General features: G+C 71.6%; 20 protein-coding genes. 10 read left to right on the top strand and 10 right to left on the bottom strand.

The annotated features are described in order from the left end of the window. The first annotated feature begins 202 nt into the window (after positions 1–202). Both OG553_RS13950 and OG553_RS13945 read left to right on the top strand, forming a co-directional pair. Positions 203–1,780, top strand: coding sequence for an APC family permease (locus OG553_RS13950; protein ID WP_405979286.1), 1,578 nt, complete (start codon positions 203–205; stop codon positions 1,778–1,780). Positions 1,781–1,979: 199 nt separating this feature from the next. Further along, a complete protein-coding gene (locus OG553_RS13945; RefSeq protein ID WP_405979285.1) occupies positions 1,980–2,276 on the top strand; it encodes a hypothetical protein in 297 nt (98 codons plus the stop codon). A 16-nt stretch (positions 2,277–2,292) separates the two neighbouring features. Here OG553_RS13945 and OG553_RS13940 read toward each other — a convergent pair whose 3' ends face one another. After that, positions 2,293–2,691, bottom strand: coding sequence for a VOC family protein (locus OG553_RS13940; RefSeq protein ID WP_405979284.1), 399 nt, complete (start codon positions 2,689–2,691; stop codon positions 2,293–2,295). A 772-nt stretch (positions 2,692–3,463) separates the two neighbouring features. On the opposite strand from OG553_RS13940, the gene OG553_RS13935 reads away from it, so the two are divergent. Further along, on the top strand, positions 3,464–3,964 hold the full coding sequence (locus OG553_RS13935) for a GNAT family N-acetyltransferase (RefSeq protein ID WP_405979283.1): 501 nt from the start codon (positions 3,464–3,466) through the stop codon (positions 3,962–3,964). Here OG553_RS13935 and OG553_RS13930 read toward each other — a convergent pair. The 4 genes from OG553_RS13930 to OG553_RS13915 form a co-directional block, all read right to left on the bottom strand. Next, a complete protein-coding gene (locus OG553_RS13930; protein ID WP_405979282.1) occupies positions 3,951–4,697 on the bottom strand; it encodes a VOC family protein in 747 nt (248 codons plus the stop codon). The two genes, OG553_RS13935 and OG553_RS13930, sit on opposite strands and share 14 nt — an antisense overlap. 80 nt (positions 4,698–4,777) lie before the next feature. Continuing rightward, entirely contained in the window at positions 4,778–5,155 is a 378-nt protein-coding gene (locus OG553_RS13925) for a VOC family protein (protein WP_405979281.1), read from the bottom strand. 54 nt (positions 5,156–5,209) lie between these two features. Next, positions 5,210–5,866 carry a dihydrofolate reductase family protein gene (locus OG553_RS13920; RefSeq protein ID WP_405979280.1) on the bottom strand — a complete coding sequence of 219 codons (657 nt, stop codon included), beginning with the start codon at positions 5,864–5,866 and terminating at the stop codon, positions 5,210–5,212. Between the two features lie 103 nt (positions 5,867–5,969). Beyond that, entirely contained in the window at positions 5,970–6,692 is a 723-nt protein-coding gene (locus tag OG553_RS13915; protein WP_405979279.1) for a MarR family transcriptional regulator, read from the bottom strand. 244 nt (positions 6,693–6,936) lie between these two features. Between OG553_RS13915 and OG553_RS13910 the strand changes: the two genes are divergently transcribed. From OG553_RS13910 to OG553_RS13895, 4 genes are all read left to right on the top strand, one after another. Continuing rightward, positions 6,937–7,602 (top strand): DUF4097 family beta strand repeat-containing protein, encoded by a 666-nt coding sequence (locus OG553_RS13910; RefSeq protein ID WP_405979278.1) that lies wholly within the window; start codon positions 6,937–6,939, stop codon positions 7,600–7,602. A 49-nt stretch (positions 7,603–7,651) separates the two neighbouring features. Next, positions 7,652–8,737: a serine hydrolase domain-containing protein gene (locus OG553_RS13905; protein ID WP_405979277.1), complete on the top strand. Its 1,086-nt coding sequence runs from the start codon at positions 7,652–7,654 to the stop codon at positions 8,735–8,737. Positions 8,738–8,790: 53 nt separating this feature from the next. Beyond that, positions 8,791–9,129 carry a hypothetical protein gene (locus OG553_RS13900; protein WP_405979276.1) on the top strand — a complete coding sequence of 113 codons (339 nt, stop codon included), beginning with the start codon at positions 8,791–8,793 and terminating at the stop codon, positions 9,127–9,129. A 137-nt stretch (positions 9,130–9,266) separates the two neighbouring features. Next, positions 9,267–11,072 (top strand): alpha/beta fold hydrolase, encoded by a 1,806-nt coding sequence (locus tag OG553_RS13895; RefSeq protein ID WP_405979275.1) that lies wholly within the window; start codon positions 9,267–9,269, stop codon positions 11,070–11,072. Positions 11,073–11,124: 52 nt separating this feature from the next. On the opposite strand, the gene OG553_RS13890 is transcribed toward OG553_RS13895, so the two are convergent. Both OG553_RS13890 and OG553_RS13885 read right to left on the bottom strand, forming a co-directional pair. Beyond that, positions 11,125–11,367: a DUF397 domain-containing protein gene (locus OG553_RS13890; protein WP_405979274.1), complete on the bottom strand. Its 243-nt coding sequence runs from the start codon at positions 11,365–11,367 to the stop codon at positions 11,125–11,127. Continuing rightward, positions 11,364–12,227 (bottom strand): Scr1 family TA system antitoxin-like transcriptional regulator, encoded by an 864-nt coding sequence (locus tag OG553_RS13885; protein ID WP_405983034.1) that lies wholly within the window; start codon positions 12,225–12,227, stop codon positions 11,364–11,366. The genes OG553_RS13890 and OG553_RS13885 overlap by 4 nt, the downstream gene beginning before the upstream one ends. A 104-nt stretch (positions 12,228–12,331) precedes the next feature. Between OG553_RS13885 and OG553_RS13880 the strand changes: the two genes are divergently transcribed. From OG553_RS13880 to OG553_RS13870, 3 genes are all read left to right on the top strand, one after another. After that, positions 12,332–12,766, top strand: coding sequence for an ATP-binding protein (locus OG553_RS13880; RefSeq protein ID WP_405979273.1), 435 nt, complete (start codon positions 12,332–12,334; stop codon positions 12,764–12,766). A gap of 67 nt (positions 12,767–12,833) precedes the next feature. Then, a complete protein-coding gene (locus OG553_RS13875; protein ID WP_405979272.1) occupies positions 12,834–14,105 on the top strand; it encodes a DUF4241 domain-containing protein in 1,272 nt (423 codons plus the stop codon). After that, a complete protein-coding gene (locus OG553_RS13870) occupies positions 14,098–15,294 on the top strand; it encodes a DUF4241 domain-containing protein (RefSeq protein WP_405979271.1) in 1,197 nt (398 codons plus the stop codon). Before OG553_RS13875 ends, OG553_RS13870 begins: the two co-directional genes overlap by 8 nt. 6 nt (positions 15,295–15,300) lie before the next feature. Here OG553_RS13870 and OG553_RS13865 read toward each other — a convergent pair whose 3' ends face one another. The 3 genes from OG553_RS13865 to OG553_RS13855 form a co-directional block, all read right to left on the bottom strand. Continuing rightward, complete coding sequence (locus OG553_RS13865) at positions 15,301–15,807, bottom strand: hypothetical protein (RefSeq protein WP_405979270.1); 507 nt, start codon at positions 15,805–15,807, stop codon at positions 15,301–15,303. 249 nt (positions 15,808–16,056) lie between these two features. Then, on the bottom strand, positions 16,057–16,536 hold the full coding sequence (locus OG553_RS13860; RefSeq protein WP_405979269.1) for a hypothetical protein: 480 nt from the start codon (positions 16,534–16,536) through the stop codon (positions 16,057–16,059). 108 nt (positions 16,537–16,644) lie between these two features. Further along, positions 16,645–17,505: a TIGR03619 family F420-dependent LLM class oxidoreductase gene (locus tag OG553_RS13855; RefSeq protein WP_405979268.1), complete on the bottom strand. Its 861-nt coding sequence runs from the start codon at positions 17,503–17,505 to the stop codon at positions 16,645–16,647. Positions 17,506–17,718 lie beyond the last annotated feature (213 nt).

Raw genomic sequence — 17,718 nt, 5'->3', positions numbered from 1 at the left:
GACATATGGGGTACTCCTGCGGTTTCCGCATTCCGGAACCGTAGTCTCGATACCTCGTGAACCGTGGATGGTTGCCCGCGTGAACCTTGTATTGCCAGTTCGTGAACGGTTCCGATCTTCGCAATCCAAGGAATTTAGCCCTGTGGATTACTGGACTTAAGTCTTCCGGATCAGGAAACCGCAGCATCTACCGTCCTGACTCATGACACAGCTGGACACGCGGCCTCGGGTCGGAGACACGGTAAGCGGCGTCGCCGAGGGCGGCGCCGCACAGGACACCGACGTTCGGGGCAAGGGCCTCGGCAAGGGCTCCGTGGGCCTGCTGGGCAGCGCCGTCATCGGCATCTCCACCGTCGCCCCCGTCTACTGCCTCACCTCCACCCTCGGCTCCACCGCCGGCGAGGTCGGGGTCCAGATGCCCGCCGTCTTCCTGGCCGGCTTCCTCCCGATGCTCCTGGTGGCCTTCGCCTACCGCGAGCTCAACAAGGCCATGCCGGACTGCGGCACCTCCTTCACCTGGACCGTCAAGGCCTTCGGCCCGCGGATCGGCTGGATGTGCGGCTGGGGCCTGGTGATCGCCACGATCATCGTCCTGTCGAACCTCGCCGGCGTCGCCACCTCCTACTTCTGGCTGCTGGCGGGCGAGATCACCGGCAACCCGTCGATCGCCGCCCTCGACGACAACAAGTTCGCCCACATCGCCACCTGCCTGACGCTGATCGCCGTCGCCACCGCCATCAGCTACCGCGGCATGACCGCCACCAAGGGCGTCCAGTACACCCTCGTCGGCCTCCAGCTCGTCGTCCTCGCCGTCTTCGTCGCCATGGCCCTCCAGAAGGCCTCCGCCGGCACCTTCGACACCGGCATGGACTTCTCCTGGGAGTGGATGAACCCCTTCGCGGTCGAGTCCATGGGCGCCTTCACCGCCGGACTCTCCCTCTCGATCTTCATGTACTGGGGCTGGGACGCCTGCCTGGCCACCAACGAGGAGACCACCGGCTCCGCCAAGACCCCCGGCCGCGCCTCCCTCATCGCCATGGTCGTCCTCGTCGGCTCCTACCTGGCCACCGGCATCGCCGCCCAGATGGCCGTGGGCTCCGGCGGCACGGGCCTCGGCCTCGGCAACGAGGAGACCTCCGGCAACGTCTTCGCCGCCCTCGCCGGCCCCGTCATGGGCCCCGTCCTCGGCATCCTGCTGTTCGTCGCGGTCCTCGCCTCCGCCGCCGCCTCCCTGCAGACCACCTTCATCCCGGTGGCGCGCACCGTGCTGGCCATGTCCACCTACGAGGCCCTGCCGCCCTCGTACGCCAAGGTCCACCCCAAGTTCAAGACCCCCGGCCGCGCCACCGTCATGGCGGGCATCGCGACCGGCGCCTTCTACACCGTGATGACCCTCGTCAGCGAGAACGTCCTGACCGACACGATCTTCGCGCTCGGCCTGATGATCTGCTTCTACTACTCGCTGACCGCCTTCGCCTGCGCCTGGTACTTCCGCGGCGACCTGCGCCGCTCCGCCCGCGACCTGTTCTTCAAGGGCGTCTTCCCGGTCCTGGGCGGCCTGCTGCTCGCCGCGGTCTTCTTCAAGACCCTGGCCGACGCGTGGGACCCCTCCTACGGCTCCGGGTCCGACGTCCTCGGCGTCGGCAGCGTCTTCGTCATCGGCGTCGGCCTGCTGGCCCTCGGCCTGGTCGTCATGTTCGTCACCGGACGCCGCAGCCCCGCCTTCTTCCGCGGCGAGGTCCTCACGAAGTCCACCCCGGCCCTGGTGGTGGAGGACTGACCGCCTGACGCCTTCCCTCACCGCTGTGTCATGACCCGCGGCCCCGGATCGATCCCCCGATCCGGGGCCGCCGGTGTACGCGGGCCCGGGGTCATCCGGGTCGCGGGTCATCCGGTGCGCGGGTCATCCGATGCGCGGAACGGCGGGGGCGGGCGGTGACCCGGGGCGCCGGGAGGTCGTTGGGCGGGGCATGAAGGCAATGAAGCGAACCCTCACCGCCCTGGCCCTCACCGGCGGGGCCGCACTCGCACTCACCCCCCTCACCGCCCACGCCGCCGACGGCGACGCGGGGGCCACCCTCGGCGGACAGCCCCCGGTCAAGCGCGTCGTCGGCATCGTCAACCACCCCGGGCAGGCCGTGGACGACACCCGCACCGCCGTCGCCATCACCGGCGCGGCCGTCGGCAGCGCGACCAACTCCACCAACAGCTCCCTCGCGGGCGCCGGCGGCGCCCTGGACTCCGGCGTCCCCGACGCGCCGAAGATCAAGGGCTAGCCCGGGCGGCGGACGCTCAGCCCCAGGTGCGGGAGCAGAGCACCAGCCGGTAGCCGTCGGGGTCCTCGACCGTGACGCCGTACTCGTCCCAGTACGGGTTGTGCGAGGGGACCCGGGTCCCGCCGCACTCGACGAGCCGGCGCACGAGCTCCTCGTCGGGGGCCTCGCCGAGGTAGACGACGAACAGGTCGTCCACGGTCGGCGAGGGCTCGACCGGGGCGTCGGGGTCGAGCGTCAGCTCGAAGTGCCACCCGCCCCCGGCCGGCCCCACCATCAGCAGGTCGTGCTCCCCGGGCACCCGCTCGGTGCTCCGCCACACGACGTCGAGCCCGAGCCCGTCGACGTAGAACCGCTCGGCGGCCTTCAGATCCCGCGAGGGGCGGGCGACACGTATGTGGGTCTCTGAGTTGATCATGCGGGGAGCGTACGGGGCTTCGTGGGCGTGCGGGTGCGGCGTCTCCCCGCGCGGTGCGGGCGCGCCGTCTCGCCTCGCGGTCGTACGGGTCCCCGCGGTGCGGGCGCGCCATCTCCCCTTCGACCCCCCGGGGCCGGGCGGTGGTTGCCCACCCGCCTCCCCGGGTGCGGGTGGGTGGGCCGGGGAGCGGGGTTCCGGCGGGCGGTCTCTGAGTCGGTTTGGGGGTTTCCCGTCAGTCCCATCGTCCTTCCGTGTCGGGTCGGCCCGTCAAGGGCGCTCCCTTCGGTCGCGTCGCTTCGCGATGGCCTTCGGCCACCCTTGACAGGCCGACCCGCCACGGAAAGCCGAAAGACTGCCGGGAAGCCCCCAAAAGAACGGTCACCGGACAGAGGGCGAGGGACGGGTCAGTCAGCGATGAGGCGACGGGCCGGGCGCTGGCCAGCTGGGCATCCGAGCCCTCAGATGTCCCGATTCGGGGCCGGGTGCGCGGCTACCCGCACGACAGGCCGATCAGAGCGACCTGCGGAGCCCCAGGCGCGCCAGATCGCTACGCGCTCCTCTCGTCTCGGCGTCCAGCGGTCGTCCTGGGCTGATACCCGCACGGGAGGACGAACAGGGCGGCCCAGGGAGCCGGTGGGCGCGTCAGATCGCTGCGCGCTGCCAGGATTTGGGCGTCCGGCGGCCGTCTGGGGCCGGTGCGGGAAGCCCCCAACCCTCCCCTGAGACCGCCCCGCTACGGCTCTGCCCCGGGGCCCCCGCGCATAATCGGCGGGTGATCAAGGTCGAGATCGTACGTACCGAGCGGCTGGACCTCGTGCCGCTGCGGGTTGAGGACGCCGAGGAGATGGCCGTCGTGCTGGGGGATCCCGCCCTGCACGTGTTCATCGGGGGTGAGCCCGAGAGCGTTGCGGAGCTGCGGGCCCGTTACGTGCGGTGGGCCGCCGGGTCGCCGGATCCGGCCGTCTCATGGTGCAACTGGGCCGTGCGGCTGCGTGCGGAGGGGTGCCTCGTCGGGACCGTTCAGGCGACGGTCGGCGGCGGCGGTGCCGAGGTGTCCTGGGTGGTGGGGACGCCCTGGCAGGGCCGGGGGATCGCCGCCGAGGCGGCGCGGGGGCTCGTCGGGTGGCTGGGGGAGCAGGGGGTGGGGACGGTCGTCGCGCACGTCCATCCCGATCACGCGGCGTCGGCGGCCGTCGCCGCTGCGGCCGGCCTCGCCCCCACCGGCCGGTGGCAGGACGGCGAGGTCCGGTGGGAGCGGGTCAGCGGGGGCTGAGCAGGCAGAACTCGTTGCCTTCGGGGTCGGTCAGGACCCTCCAGTGGATCGCGGACGGGTCGAAGTCGGTGTCGGCGGCGTCCACGGCTCCCAGGGTGTGCAGCCGCGCCGCCTCCGTCTCCAGGTCGTCGCCCTTGTAGGGGGCGACGTCGAGGTGGACGCGGTTCCAGCCGGTCTTGGCGTCGGGGGTGCGGATGAACTCCAGGTAGGGGCCGACTCCCTTGGCGGACCGCAGGGTCGCCTGGGTGTCGGTGACCTCGTGCACCGTCCAGTCCGTCGCGCTGCCCCAGAAGCGGGCCATCTCCCGGGGGTCGGCGCAGTCGACGACCACGGCGGCGACCGGCCCGGTGTCGCCGTAGACCTCGCGGGGTTCCAGGACGCAGAACTCGTTGCCCTCCGGGTCGGCCATGACGGTCCAGGGGACGTCGCCCTGGCCGACGTCGGCGAGGGTGGCGCCGAGGTCCTTCAGGCGGGCGACCAGTTCGGCCTGGTGGGCGGCCGAGGTGGTGGCCAGGTCGAGGTGCACCCGGTTCTTCCCCGTCTTGGGTTCCGGGCGGGCGATGAGGTCGACGTAGACGAACGCGGGGTCGGGGTAGGTGACGCCGACGGGTTCGAGGTTGGTGACCCCGGGGCCCTCGCTGTCGATGCCCCAGCCGAGGGCTTCCGCCCAGAACCGGCCGAGCGCCGAGTCGTCGTGGGCCTTCATGTTGATCTGTACGAGTCGTGTTGCCATGGCGCGGTTCCTGGGAGTCGGTTCGGGCTGAGTCAGGTCGGGCTGAGTGGGGTCGGGCCGGGTCGGGTCGCCGCCGGCCGCTACCGGTCCGCCCGTTCGGCGGCGCTGCGTTCCACGCAGAACTCGTTGCCCTCCGGGTCCGTCATGGTCACCCAGCCCGTGCCGTCCGGGTTGCGGTGGTCGCCGGAGACGGTGGCGCCGAGGGTGCTGAGGCGTTCCACCTCCTCGTCGCGGGTGCGGTCCTGCGGCTGGACGTCGAGGTGGACGCGGTTCTTGGCCGTCTTGCCCTCGGGGACCCGGATGAAGAGCAGTCCGGCGCCGGCCGACTCGACGAGTACCTCGTCGTCGCCGGGCTGGTCGCCGTCGCCGAGCTTGCCGTCGAGGGCGGCGATCCAGAACTGCGCGAGGGCGTAGGGGTCGGAGCAGTCGAAGGTCACGTGTCGCACGAGAGATGCCATGGCGGCACTATCGATCAGGCTCCGACCCCTGTCCACCGCATATGGGCGCGGTCGTCACTTCCGCCAGAACAGGTGGTGGATCACGCTGCCGCCCGGGCTGGGGACGACGTCCAGGTGGAAGCGGTCGAGGAGTTCGTCGGGTGATTTCCACAGCCGTGTCCCGGAGCCGATCTCGATCCCGGGGGAGACCGCGACGTGGAGGGTGTCGACGAGGTCGGCGTCGAGGAACTCGCGGATGGTGGTGGCCCCGCCGCCGAGGCGCACGTCCTTGCCGTCCGCGGCCTCCTTCGCCCGGGCGAGGACGGTGGCCGGTTCGGCGCCGGTGAAGTGGAAGGTGGTGTCGGAGAGGGTGAAGGACGGGCGTTCGTGGTGGGTCATCACGAACACCGGGGTGTGGAAGGGCGGCTCGTCGCCCCACCAGCCCTGCCACTCGTGGTCCTGCCAGGGGCCGCGCTGGGGTCCGAACTTGTTGCGGCCCATGATCTCGGCGCCGATGTTGTTGGCGAAGTCCCGGGTGAGGTAGTCGTCGAGTCCGCGGCTGCCGCCGGGGTCGGTGCGGCCCGGCCAGCTGGCGGTGGCGCCGGCCCACGCGAACATGGTTCCGGGGTCGGCGTGGCCGAAGGGCCGTTCCAGGCTCTGGTTCTCGCCGGCGCCGAACCCGTCGTTCGAGACGTTGAAGTTCTGCACCCTCAGCAGCTGCTGCCGTGCCATGGTCTGTCTCCTCCTCCGTGTCCCGCGTGGTGCGGACGAGGATTGAGACTGCACGCGCCGGCGGAACTCATCGCCCGCCGACACGCTGGTTTGCCCGATGTCCCTACGGGGTCTGTTCGGGCTTGGTGTGCAGGATCTCGCGGGCCTGGTCGGCGGCCCGGACGATGCTCTCGGAGACGAAGTCGACGAAGCGGCCGATGTTCTCCAGCCGGGTGGCGGCGGGGGTGTTGCGGCCGAGGACGTTGACGCCCTTGCGCGCGGTCTCGGCGAGCAGGGCGGTGGAACGGGCACTGGCCATCATCGACTCGTACCAGACGTCGTCGTCGACGATGTAGCGCTCGCGGCGGCGGTCGTCGCGTTCCCGGCGGATGAGGCCCTGGCCTTCGAGCAGCGCGACGGCCTTGGAGATGGAGCCGGGGCTGACCTGGAGCCGCTGGACGAGTTCGGACGCGGTGAGGGTGCCGGAGTCCGCTATGTAGAGGGCGACGAGGACCTTGGCCGTCATCTTGGGCAGGCCCGACTGGATCAGGACGGTCGCGAACATCTCCTCGTACTCGGCCACCGCCTCCGGGTCGCGGCCGTGGGACAGGGCGGGGGCCTGGGGGCCCCGGGGCGCGGCCTGCTTGCGGCGGTGGGTGCGGTGTTCGGTGGCGCGCTGGGCGAGGTCGGCGCGGTAGCCGGCGGGGCCGCCGTTGCGCATGACCTCGCGGGTGACCGTCGAGGTGGGGCGGTCGAGGCGCCGGGCGATCTCGGCGTAGGCGAGGCCGTCGGCCACGCCCAGTGCGATCTGCTGGCGTTCCTGCGGGGTGAGCCTGCCTCCCGGCATGTGCGGTCTCCTTCGCGCTGCTGATGCTCCGTCTGCGGGCCCAGCGTAGCGTTCAAATCCAAGCTGTTGCAACGATCGTAGAGCTGGCGTTGCGTTAGATTTAGGTTCGGTGCAACGAAATTTGCTGTCTGACCTGCGGTGATATGGATTCTTCGCAACGAAGTTGTTGCTCAGGTTGTGAACGCGACGTAGCGTTCAGGTCATCGGAAACAGCGAGCGACACAAACCCGAAGGAACGGAAACCATGCAGAACTTCGCCACCACCACCGCGATCGCCACCATCCTCGACATCCCCGCCGGCACCATCCGCTTCATCGCCACCGACCGCGCCGACACCACCGTCGAGGTCCTCCCCGCCAACGCCGGCAAGAGCCGCGACGTGAAGGCCGCCGAGGAGACCACCGTCGAGCTCCAGGGCGGCGTCCTGCGGATCAGCACCCCGCAGAAGAACGAGGCGTTCGGCGCCTCCGGCTCCGTCAGCGTCACCGTCCAGCTGCCCGCCGGGTCCAGCGTCGAGGCGAAGACGGCCTCGGCCGAGTTCACCACCACCGGCCGCCTCGGTGACGTCTCCCTGGAGAGCGCCCACGGCACCGTCAAGCTCGACGAGGCCGCCGGCGTCCGCCTGGCCCTCGCCGCCGGCGACATCACGGTCGGCCGCCTCACCGGCTCCGCCGACATCCGCACCCAGAAGGGCGACCTGACGATCGCCGAGGCCACCACCGGCACCGTCACCCTGCGCACCGAGCACGGCGACATCACCGTCGGCGCCGCCCGCGGAGTCTCCGCCACCCTCGACGCCGGCACCTCCTACGGCCGCATCAGCAACGCCCTCCAGAACGCGGGCGGCGGCGACACCCTCACCATCCACGCCACCACCGCCGCCGGCGACATCACCGCCCGCACCGTCTGATCCCGCCCGCCCCGCAGCCACCCACACCCACCCGAAGGAGCACACCACCATGTCCGTCACGCCGAACAACGACCGTCCGGAACTGCAGAAGGCCATCGAGGAGATCGCCGCGGACGAGGCCTGGGCCGGGGTCCTGGTGCGGGTCAACGACGAGCGGGGCGAGTGGACCGGCGCCGCCGGGATACGCGAGCTCGGCGGGAGCACCGCCCCGCAGGCCGACGGCCACTTCCGGATCGGCAGCAACACCAAGACCTTCACCGCCACCCTCGTCCTCCAGCTGGTCGCCGACGGCCGGATCGGCCTCGACAGCACCGTCGACGACCACCTCCCCGAGTACGGGCTCGACCGCCGCATCACCGTCCGGATGCTGCTCCAGCACACCAGCGGCCTCTTCAACTTCACCGGCGAGTACTACGAGGACGGCACCATCGCCCCGGGCATCGACTGGCAGGGCCGGGAATGGGTGGACAAGCTCCTCCACACCTACCGGCCCGAGGAACTCGTCCGCTTCGCCCTCGCCAAGCCCGCCCGCTTCGAACCGGGCACGGACTGGAGCTACGCCAACACCAACTACGTCCTCCTCCGCCTCCTCGTCGAGAAGGTCACCGGCCGCCCCTTCGCCGAGGAGATGCAGGCGCGGATCCTGACCCCGCTGGGCCTGACCGGCACCTTCCTCCCCGAGGCCTCGCCCGAGATCCCCGAGCCGCACGCCCACGGCTACTACGCCTACCAGGACGGCGAGGAGTGGAAGACGGCCGACGTCACCCGCGCCAACCCCTCCTGGATCTCCGCCGCCGGCGACATGATCTCCACCACCAAGGACCTGCACACCTTCTTCTCCGCCCTGATGCGCGGCGAGCTCCTGCCCGCCGAACTCCTCGACCAGATGCGCGACCCGCACACCAAGTTCGCCTACGGCCTGGGCCTGATCGTCCAGGAGACCGAGCACGGCACCCTCTACACCCACAACGGCGGCTTCTGGGGCTGGGGCGCCCTGATGTACAGCTCCCCGGACGGCCGGACGACGCTGACCGCCTCGCTCACCTCCAGCGACGCCCGGCTCGACATGATGAAGACCGCCGAGTCCTTCACCAAGGTCCAGGGCACGCTCATCGACGCGGTGTTCGGCGCCTGAGCGCCGGGAAAAGCAGGTGCGGCGGCCCGTGGGGGCCGCCTAGCTTGAGCGAGATGAGCAGCGACTATCCATTCGCGGACGGGTACAACCTCGTCTGGGACCTGACCGGCTTCGGGGACGTGGACGAAGAGATAGTCGAGTCCGTGTCCCTCTCCCGGGACCAGTTCCTCAAGATCCGGCACCTCTTCGTGCTGGGCGACGACCCCTGGATGGTGTGCGGCGAGTACCGCGTGGCGCCGGGTATCTGGGCGCACGTACGCGGCGCCGTGCCGGGCGTCCGGTTCCAGCGCGATGCCGACTACTTCCTCGGCGCCCGTCAGGCCCTGCCTGACGGGCGCTTCTGGCGTCCGGCCCCGGGCGTGGCGGCGCCGGGCCCGATCCCGCCGCCCTAGCCCAGATGCGGCGCACGAGAGGGCGTATTGCGGTAAATCCACTGCTTATGATGAAGATTGACTGTGTATCAGTTTGGTCCGCCTCGATCTGATCAGGATGCCGATCGGTATCCGTTTAGAGCAAAGGTGGTTTCCGAATGACCAGTGACCAGTCCCCCTCGGTCACCGAAGCGACGCTCACCGACATCGCCACCAACGGCATCTGGGGCCCGGGCCACAGCGTCAGCGAGGCCGTCGTCGACGTGTCCCGGGCGCTGCTCGCCTCCCTCCAGGGCGAGGAGGGCGTCGAACTCCCGGCGGAGCTCGCGGAGCTGGTGGCCGCGGTGCGGCGGACCGCCACGATCACGCTCCCCCGCATCACCGCGAACGACGGTGTCCGGCTGTCGGCGTTCGGCATCAAGCTGAAGGGCGACGCCCCGCGCCCCGTGGTGATCGTGCCCGCCGGCTGGAACCCGTACGGCTGGCTGCCCTTCCTCTACGCCTACCTCAAGCTGGCGCAGCGCGGCTACCACGTGCTCGCCTACTCCCCGCGCGGCATCGGCATCAAGGGCTGGCCGTCGACGTCCGAGGGCTTCGTCAACGTGGCCGGGCCCGACGACTGGACCGACGGCTCTTCCGTGATCGACTACGCGCAGGAGGCGTTCGAACCCAGCCGGGTCGGCTTCCTCGGCGAGTCCTACGGCTCCGGGATCAGCCAGCTGGTCGCCGCGCACGACCCGGCCGACCGCGTTTCCGCCGTGGTCGCGCTGAGCACCTGGGGGAACCTCGCCACCAGCCTGTACGACAACGGCACCCGCCACCTGGCGGCCGTGGAGGCGCTGATCGCCTTCACCGGCGGCCCGCTGGAGGAGAAGTTCGACGAGGGGACCCAGCAGCTCCTCAAGGACTTCCTGAGCGGCCGGAACCTCGACGAGGTGGTCGCGTGGGGCACCGAGCGCTCCCCGGAGACGTACGTCGACCAGACGAACGCGCGGGGCGTCCCGACGTTCATCTCGAACACCTGGCACGAGACGCTGTTCCCGGTCAACCCGGTGCTCGACCACTTCGAGCGGCTCACCGTGCCGAAGCGGCTGAACCTGTGGATCGGCGACCACGGCGCCCCCGAGGGCCCCGGCCTGGCCGGACTGGTGACCGGGCTGCCGTTCCCCGGGCTCGCGGAGCCGACGCGGGAGGCCTACGAGTGGCTGGACCACCACCTGCTCGGCGCCGACAACGAGGTGCCGAACTGGCAGGTGGTGAAGAGCCAGAGCATGTTCACCTACAAGACGATCGCGATCCCGGGCGGCTCCAACCTGATCACCGTCCCGGCGCTCCGTGAGACGTACGACTCCTGGTCCGAGGCCACCACCGGCAGCGAGTCGTGGTACCTCACCGGTACCGGCGGCTCCGGTGACGGCGCGCTGACCGACAAGCCCACCTCCGGGTGGTCCCGGGACTTCGAGGCCGGCGCCCTGACCTCCTCCCGCGCGGGCGAGCTGCTCAAGACCGGGCAGCGGGAGTGGTTCGGCAACCCCAACGAGTACAAGCTCGCGGACTTCGAGCGCGCCCAGCTGCTGGTCTGGTCGACCGACCCGCTGACCGGCCCCGGTGAGGTGGCCCGCCGGATCCGGGGCACCGCCACCGTGCGGCTGTCGGTGCGCAGCGGCGTCGACGCCGCCACCGTGATCGCGTACCTGTACGACGTCGCCCCGGACGGCACCGCCCGGATCATCACCCACGAGCCGTACACGGCGACCGGCCTGACCCCGAATGCCGAGACCACCATCACCTGGTCCCTCCAGGCCGCGTCCTACGACCTGCCGGCCGGGCACCGCCTCGCCCTGGTGGTCAACAGCCGCGACCCGCTCTACTCCTACGCGGGCTCGGACCTCCCGGCCCTCACCACCACCACGGTCGCCTCCGTGAGCGGGAGCGAGGCCCGGCTGGACCTGCCGCTGAGCTGAAACACGCGTGCAGGAGCCCGCCGCTCGGCGAACGGCGGGCTGCTGTACGGGCCTAGGCGGTCACACCGCCGAGGAACGCGGTCCAGGTGGCGGGGCTGACCGCCAGCTCGGGGCTGGCGCTGAGCTTCGAGTCCCGGACGTGGACGGTGTCGGCGCAGGTGGCGACCTCGACGCAGTTGTCGCCGTCCCCGCTGCTGTAGGTGGACTTGTGCCAGGAGACGGCGACCTCGACGCAGCTGTCGCCCTGGCTGCCGCTGTAGCTGCTCTTGAACCACCGGAGCTGGGAGCTGTTCACAGGGATCCTCGCATTCGCATCAACAGGCCCGCAGAGTCTGCGGGATTGAGGGCCTGGATGCGAAGTTTGGCATACCGCTGGTGGAGCATGCTGATGTCCTTCGGGTCGGACAGGACCTGGCCCGACTGCTGTCCTTCGCTGTAACCCCACCACTCGTTCTCCTGGGTTTCCAGGAGCTGGAAGGGGCCATCGGTGCCCGAGTGTTCCGGGCTGACCGTCGGCATGAGCTGGACGTCCACATTGGGGAGCCGGGCGCATTCAAGCAGGCGGTCGATCAGTCCTCGGGACACTTCAGGGCCTCCCGTCTGCCGCTCGATCACCGTCTGCTCGATGATGAAGCTGAAGGACGCGTAGGGGGTCCGAGTGAGCAGCTTCTGTCGCTCCAAGCGGCGTGCTATCCGGTCGTCCGCCTCCTGAGCGGTGGGCATGGGCGGCACGTTCTGGATCTGGGCCCTCGCGTAGGCCTCCGTCTGGAGCAGCCCCGGGACCACCCTGCACTCGTACGTATTGAGTGCGACGGCCGTTTCCTCCAGCTCGGCCCACCGCCTGAACCACGACGCGATCCCGCGCCTGCGCGTCAGCTGCTTCGCCGCGATCTGGATGACCCCGAAGGCGTCCAGCACCTCTTCCGCCTTGTTCACGAACTTCACGGACGGGTGTCGTCGGCCCTGCTCCACGGACGCCACGTACTGCACCGAGTAGCCGACCCGTGGGCCGAACTGTTCCTGCGTCAGGTCGGCGCGTTTGCGCGACGCCTTGAGCACATCACCGAAGTTCCGCAGGTCGGGATCCGGCTCCACCTGGTTGTCACCGTTGCTGCCCTCGCCAGCCGTCATCACGGTCACCTCCCGACCAATCATGCTCACGGTCGGTGACTGCGCCTGTCCAGCCACTGGACTACTACTCTTCAACAGTAGTAGTCGCCTTGCTGGGAACTCCCCTGCCCACACGGGACGTTCTAGCCATGACGGCAACCTCCGGCCACCCCCAGGCCTTCGTACGCGTGTTCACTCAGCGTTTCAGCTGCACCCCCCGCGGCGCCCGCCTCGCCCGGCAGCTCGCCCTCGTCTCGCTGCACGACTGGGGCGTCCCCGAAGGGACCGGGCTTTCTACCGACGCCGGGCTCCTCGTAGCCGAGCTCGCCTCAAACGCCGTCACCCACGGCCGCGTCCTCGGGCGGGACTTCGAGCTGCGGATGACGCTGCTTGAGGGCGTGCTCCGGCTGGAGGTGTCGGACCCGCGCAGGGACCGGCGGCCCGCCGTGCGGCCCCACGCGTACCAGGCGGAGTCCGGGTACGGGCTGCGCATCGTGGACGCCCTCGCGACCGATTGGGGGGTCATGGACCGGATCATCGGCAAGACCGTCTGGGCCGAGCTGGCCCGCCGCCCGGCCCCCTAGGGGCGCTGTCACAGAGGGCGGCTACCTTGCTCTGGCACATGCAAGGGCGCAAGGGCAGGGAGCGGTCATGGTCGTCGAGGTGGGGTACGCGCAGGCGTGGGACCCGGAGTCCCGTACTGCGTGGCGGCCGCTGTCCGTCGGGGAGGCCCGGGAGCGGGACGCGGCCGGGCTGCCGTACGTGGTGGTGTACCGGACGGCGGGCCGGGAGGCGCCGCTGGAGGTCCGGCTCGTCTCCTGGCGGGACCACCACGTCGGGCTGTGGGTCTACGACGAGCAGGGGCGCCGCACCAACGACCTGGACATGCGGCTGCTGGACGACCCCGCGCGGCTGTTCCACCGGTACGCCGTCGCCTGGAGGTACCCGGGCCCGGAGACGGCGGAGTTCGACCCGAAGTGCCCGCGCATCGTCCTGGACCTCCTCCCGGACGGGAGGGGCCTGCGGAGGGAGGAGCCCCGGGGGTACTCCACCGTGGCGGGCCTCACCGAGGAGCAGCGCTGGATGGACCGGCCCGCTTTCGGGGAGTGGCCGTTGCTCTCGGCGAAGGTGCACGGGCTCACGGAGCCGCCGCTCTTCGAGCCGGCCGAGGTCCCCGAGGGCGACGCCGGGGAGGCACCCGCCACCTGCTGGCGGGCGCCGCGTCCCGCGCAGCCCGGCCGGATCGGTGAGCTGTTCCGGCCCGGGGTGCGGGTCACCGACGGGTACCACCCCGAGCAGACGGTCGTGGAGCCGCACCGCGTCGGCACCCTGCGCGTGCCCAGCGGGCTGCTGGCGGTCTCCGGGCCGGACGACGCGGACGGCGGACCGCACATCACGGTCCCGGTCCCGCCGGGGGAGTACGTCCTCGACGAGGCGAGGGTCGAGTACGGCTACCACTGCGAGTGGCGGGACGCCCAGGTCGAGACCACGGACCCCACCGCCGTCCGGCTGCTCCTCGGCGAGACCCCCGCAGCGTCCTGGGAGATGGCCCTCGGGGCGGACGACGACCTCCGGATCTTCATCGAGGACCAGATAGCCGGGTTCAGCACGGACGGTGCCACCGGCTGCTTCGCCGACGGCGGGTCCTTCAAGGCCCTCCTCTCGCTCTTCGAGCGGGGGCTGATCGACGGGGAGCCGGACCTCGACGGGTACGAGGACCTCGACGACGGGTCGATGTTCATCCACCGCACCCGGGACGCGGCCACCGGCGGCGAGCTGATGGCCTTCGCGACGACCGGGGACGGCACCTACCCCGTCTGGCTGGGCCGTTCCGAGACGGGCGAGCTGGTCAGCGTGGTGGTGCTGGTCGAGGGGATGCCCGAGATCCTCTCCGAGCCGGACGGGGTCGCCGCCGATGCCTGAGACGGCGTACGTGACGTACGAGGAGTCCTGGCACGCGGGGTCCCGTACCGGCGGGCGGGAGCTGACCCCCGACGAGGCGCGGGCGCGGGACGCGGAGGGGCTGCCGTACGCGGTGGTCTACCGGGCTCCGGGGCGTGAAGTGCCGCTCGGGGTGCGGATGGTGGCCTGGCAGGCGGGCTTCGTCGAAGCCTGGGCGTACGACGAGCAGGGCCGCGGGACCGCCGAGGCGGAGCTGCGGCTGCGGGAGGACGCGGGGCGGCTGCTGGTGCGGCGGCTGTTCGTGCGGCGGTTCCCGGACGCCCGGACGGCCGAGTTCGACCCGGACTGCCCCCGTACGGCGGTCGAGCTGTCCTCCGACGGCACGGCCCGGATCTCGCACCAGCCGGGCGGGATGCGGGGTGACTCCCTGGAGGCCGAGGTGGAGGTGGCCGAGGCGGACCTGTGGACGGTGCGGCCGGGCTTCGACGACTGGGCGGGGCTGCCCGTGGCGGACGTGCTCCCGGAGTGGGTCGGCGCGCTGCCCGGGGCGGAGGCGCCCGGGTGGCGGCGGGAGCCGTCGCGGCTGCGCGGGCCCGCCGACTTCGACCGGGTGTTCCGGGCCGGGACGGAGTTGCCCGGGCTGGAGGTCCTGGACCCGGTGCCGTGCGGGAGCGTGCGCGTGCCGAGCGGGGTGCTGGCGGTGGCCTGCCCGGACACGGGGGAGGGGCTGTCCCGGATCACGGTGGACGTGCCGCCGGGCGCGTACCCGATGGAGGCGGCCCTGGTCCGGGTGGCGGAGGAGCACTGGGGGGCGTACGAGGACGTGGCGGCCGTCCGGCTGCGGATCGGCGACGACCCGGTGGCAGTGTGGGAGATGGCCCTCGGGCCCGGTGACGACACGATCCGGCTCCGCGAGGGCGAGGCCTTCGGGTTCGGCACGGACGCGGCCGGCGGTGCCTTCGGCGACGCCGAGGCCTGGCCGGACCTGTGCGACCTGCTGGAGCGGGCGCGGTGGCAGGGTTCGGCGGAGCACGACCGGCTCTCCGATTCCCTGGCCGGCATGAACCTGGACGGCGGGAGCCTCGGCGCGGACCTGGCGGTGTTCTGCACCGGCGGCGACGGCGTCTACCCGGTGTGGGTGGGCCGGTCGGCGTCCGGTGAGGTGGTGCGGGTGGCCGTGCAGACGGCCTGGCTGGACCTCGGGGGGTGAGGCCGCTCAGGACGCGGGACGGGCGTAGCTGCCGAGACCGACGAGGCAGTAGACGTACTCCATGTCCGTGACCGGGACCCCGTTGCGGGTGTAGCTGTGCGAGAAGCTGTACTCGTTCCTGGGGTTGGCCTTACAGAGGTCCATGTCGGTGGTGCGGTGGAAGCGCTGGATGACGCGGTAGTGGGCGTCGGGGGCGGAGCACGGGACCTCCGCGATGTCGTGCACCTCCGTGCTGACGGTGGAGTCCGGCAATTTGCCGTTGAGGCAGGTGTCCTCGTCGAAGGGACTCGGCTCGGGGGGCTCGGGGGGCGGGGTCACCGCCACCGGGGTGTCCGGACCGGGTAGCGGTGCGAACGGCGGGGCGCCGGTCACGTGGGCCGGACGGTCAGAGGCCGAATCGGCGAGGGCGGTGCCGCTGTCGCCGATGGCGGTGATGCCGCCGACGGCACCGCAGACGACGAGGATGCCGGCCACGCGCCTGCGGAGGCCGGGGGTTTCTCGGAGAGTGGTCATCGAATACTCCAAGCGTGGAGTCGTTCCGATGCGTGGGGTGCGGGTGAGCGGTGCGCCTCCCGCTTAAGCCCCTTCCGGGGCGCGCGGGTCCCGGCGGTCGTCGCGAAGCCCAGCGCTGCGCGCCCCGGGTTCACCGGCACCCTTCCAGCGTAGAACGGGGCACGGCCGCCCGCATCGCGCGACCGCCCCGCCACCGGCGCGCGGGGCGGCGGTGGCGGGGCGGTGGCGGGGCGGTGCGGGCCGGACGGGTTACGACTTCGGGAGGGCCGGGAGGGAGGGGAGCTTGCCCGGCTCGCTCTTCTGGAAGGTGTCCTGGCCGGCGCCCTCCCACGTGACCTTCAGGGTGGTGGCGTCGACCGAGTCGACCTTGCCCTTCGAACGGGTGGCGCCCGCCGGGCACTTCAGGTCCAGGGCCGAGCCGCTCGCGGTGCCCTCGCAGGTGAGGCCGGTGGCGGCCTCGACCACGAACGCCTTCTGGCCCTTGACGGTGAGCACCACGCCCTTGCCCGGGGTCGCCATGGCGATCCAGCCGCCGTCCAGGCTGCCCGAGGGGACCGCCGCGCCGCCGCCCGCGCTGGGGGTGGCCGCCGGGGCGGAGGCCGGCGGGACGGAGGTGGTGTCCGGCTTCTTGGCGTCGGCCGGCTTGCTGTCGCTGCCGCAGGCGGTCAGGGTGAGGACGGCCGCGACTCCGGCTGCGGCGGCGACGGAGATACGCAGGTTGCTGTGCACGGGAAGTCCCCCAGGGGCGAGTCGGTTGCAGGGCGGGCCAAGTCTGGCAGCCGTCCGGGCAGGTGGCGGCCACCCGCAGACACGCCGGGGCGGGGTCGTCCGGTTCCGTCAGAGGTACTGGGCGAAGTCGTCCAGGGTGCGCAGGACTTCCGCCTCCCGTGCCGAGGGGAGCTGGAGGACGACCTCCTCGATGCCCAGTTCCGCGTAGTGGCCGAGCTTGCCGGGGGTCGGCTGGACGGCGTACGGGACCACCTGGAGGTCCTTGGGGTCGCGGCCGGCGTCCTCCCACGCCCGGCGGAGTACGGGGACGGACTCGGTGAGGCCGCGGCCGCCGATGGGGAGCCAGCCGTCGGCGTGGTCGGCGATGGCGGCGAACAGCTTCGGGCCGGCCGCCCCGCCGATCATGGTGCGGGGGCCGTACAGCGGCTTGCCGGGGGCGAGTTCGCGCGGGGCCTGCACCGGCTTCGGGTGGGCGGAGCTGGCGCGGACGGAGCCGTACGGGCCCTCGTACGCGGTCGGTTCTGGTGCCCACAGGGCGCGCATCAGGGCCATGTGGTCCCGGACGCGTTCGCGGCGGGTGGGCCAGTCGACGCCGTGGTCGGCGGCCTCCTCGATGTTCCAGCCGTAGCCGATGCCGAGGGTGAGGCGGCCGCCGCTGAGGTGGTCGACGGTCGCGACCTGCTTGGCGAGGCCGATGGGGTCGTGCTGGGCGACGAGGGTGATGCCGGTGCCGAGGTGGAGGCGTTCGGTGACGGCGGCGGCCTGGCCGAGGGCGACGAAGGGGTCGAGGGTGCGGCCGTACTGGGCGGGGAGTTCGCCGCCCATGGGGGCGTCGGTGTCCCGGCTGACGGGGATGTGGGTGTGCTCGGGGAGGTAGAGGCCGGAGAAGCCGCGTTCCTCCAGGGAGTGCGCGAGGCGGGTGGGGGAGACGGTGCGGTCGGTGAGGAAGATGGTCGTGGCGATCCGCATGGGTGAGGACACCTCCGAGACGTCGGGAGGGCCAAGGTACGGGCTCGGGCGTGCGGAGGGCAGGGCGCCGGAGCGTACGGGGACTCCGTGGCGCGTCCGCTCAGGTGCGCGGGTGGCCGGCAGTTGATTCGGTTGTTGGCCGTGGTTGGCGGTCGACTGCCTCGTACGGGTGAACGCGAGGCGCTGCAGGCGCGATGGCTTCGTTGAGACGTC

The organism is Streptomyces sp. NBC_00158 (genome assembly GCF_045160885.1).
Taxonomy (GTDB): Bacteria; Actinomycetota; Actinomycetes; order Streptomycetales; family Streptomycetaceae; genus Streptomyces.
Note: the sequence above shows the minus strand (reverse complement) of the source record. Positions and strands in the feature narration are given on the sequence as shown.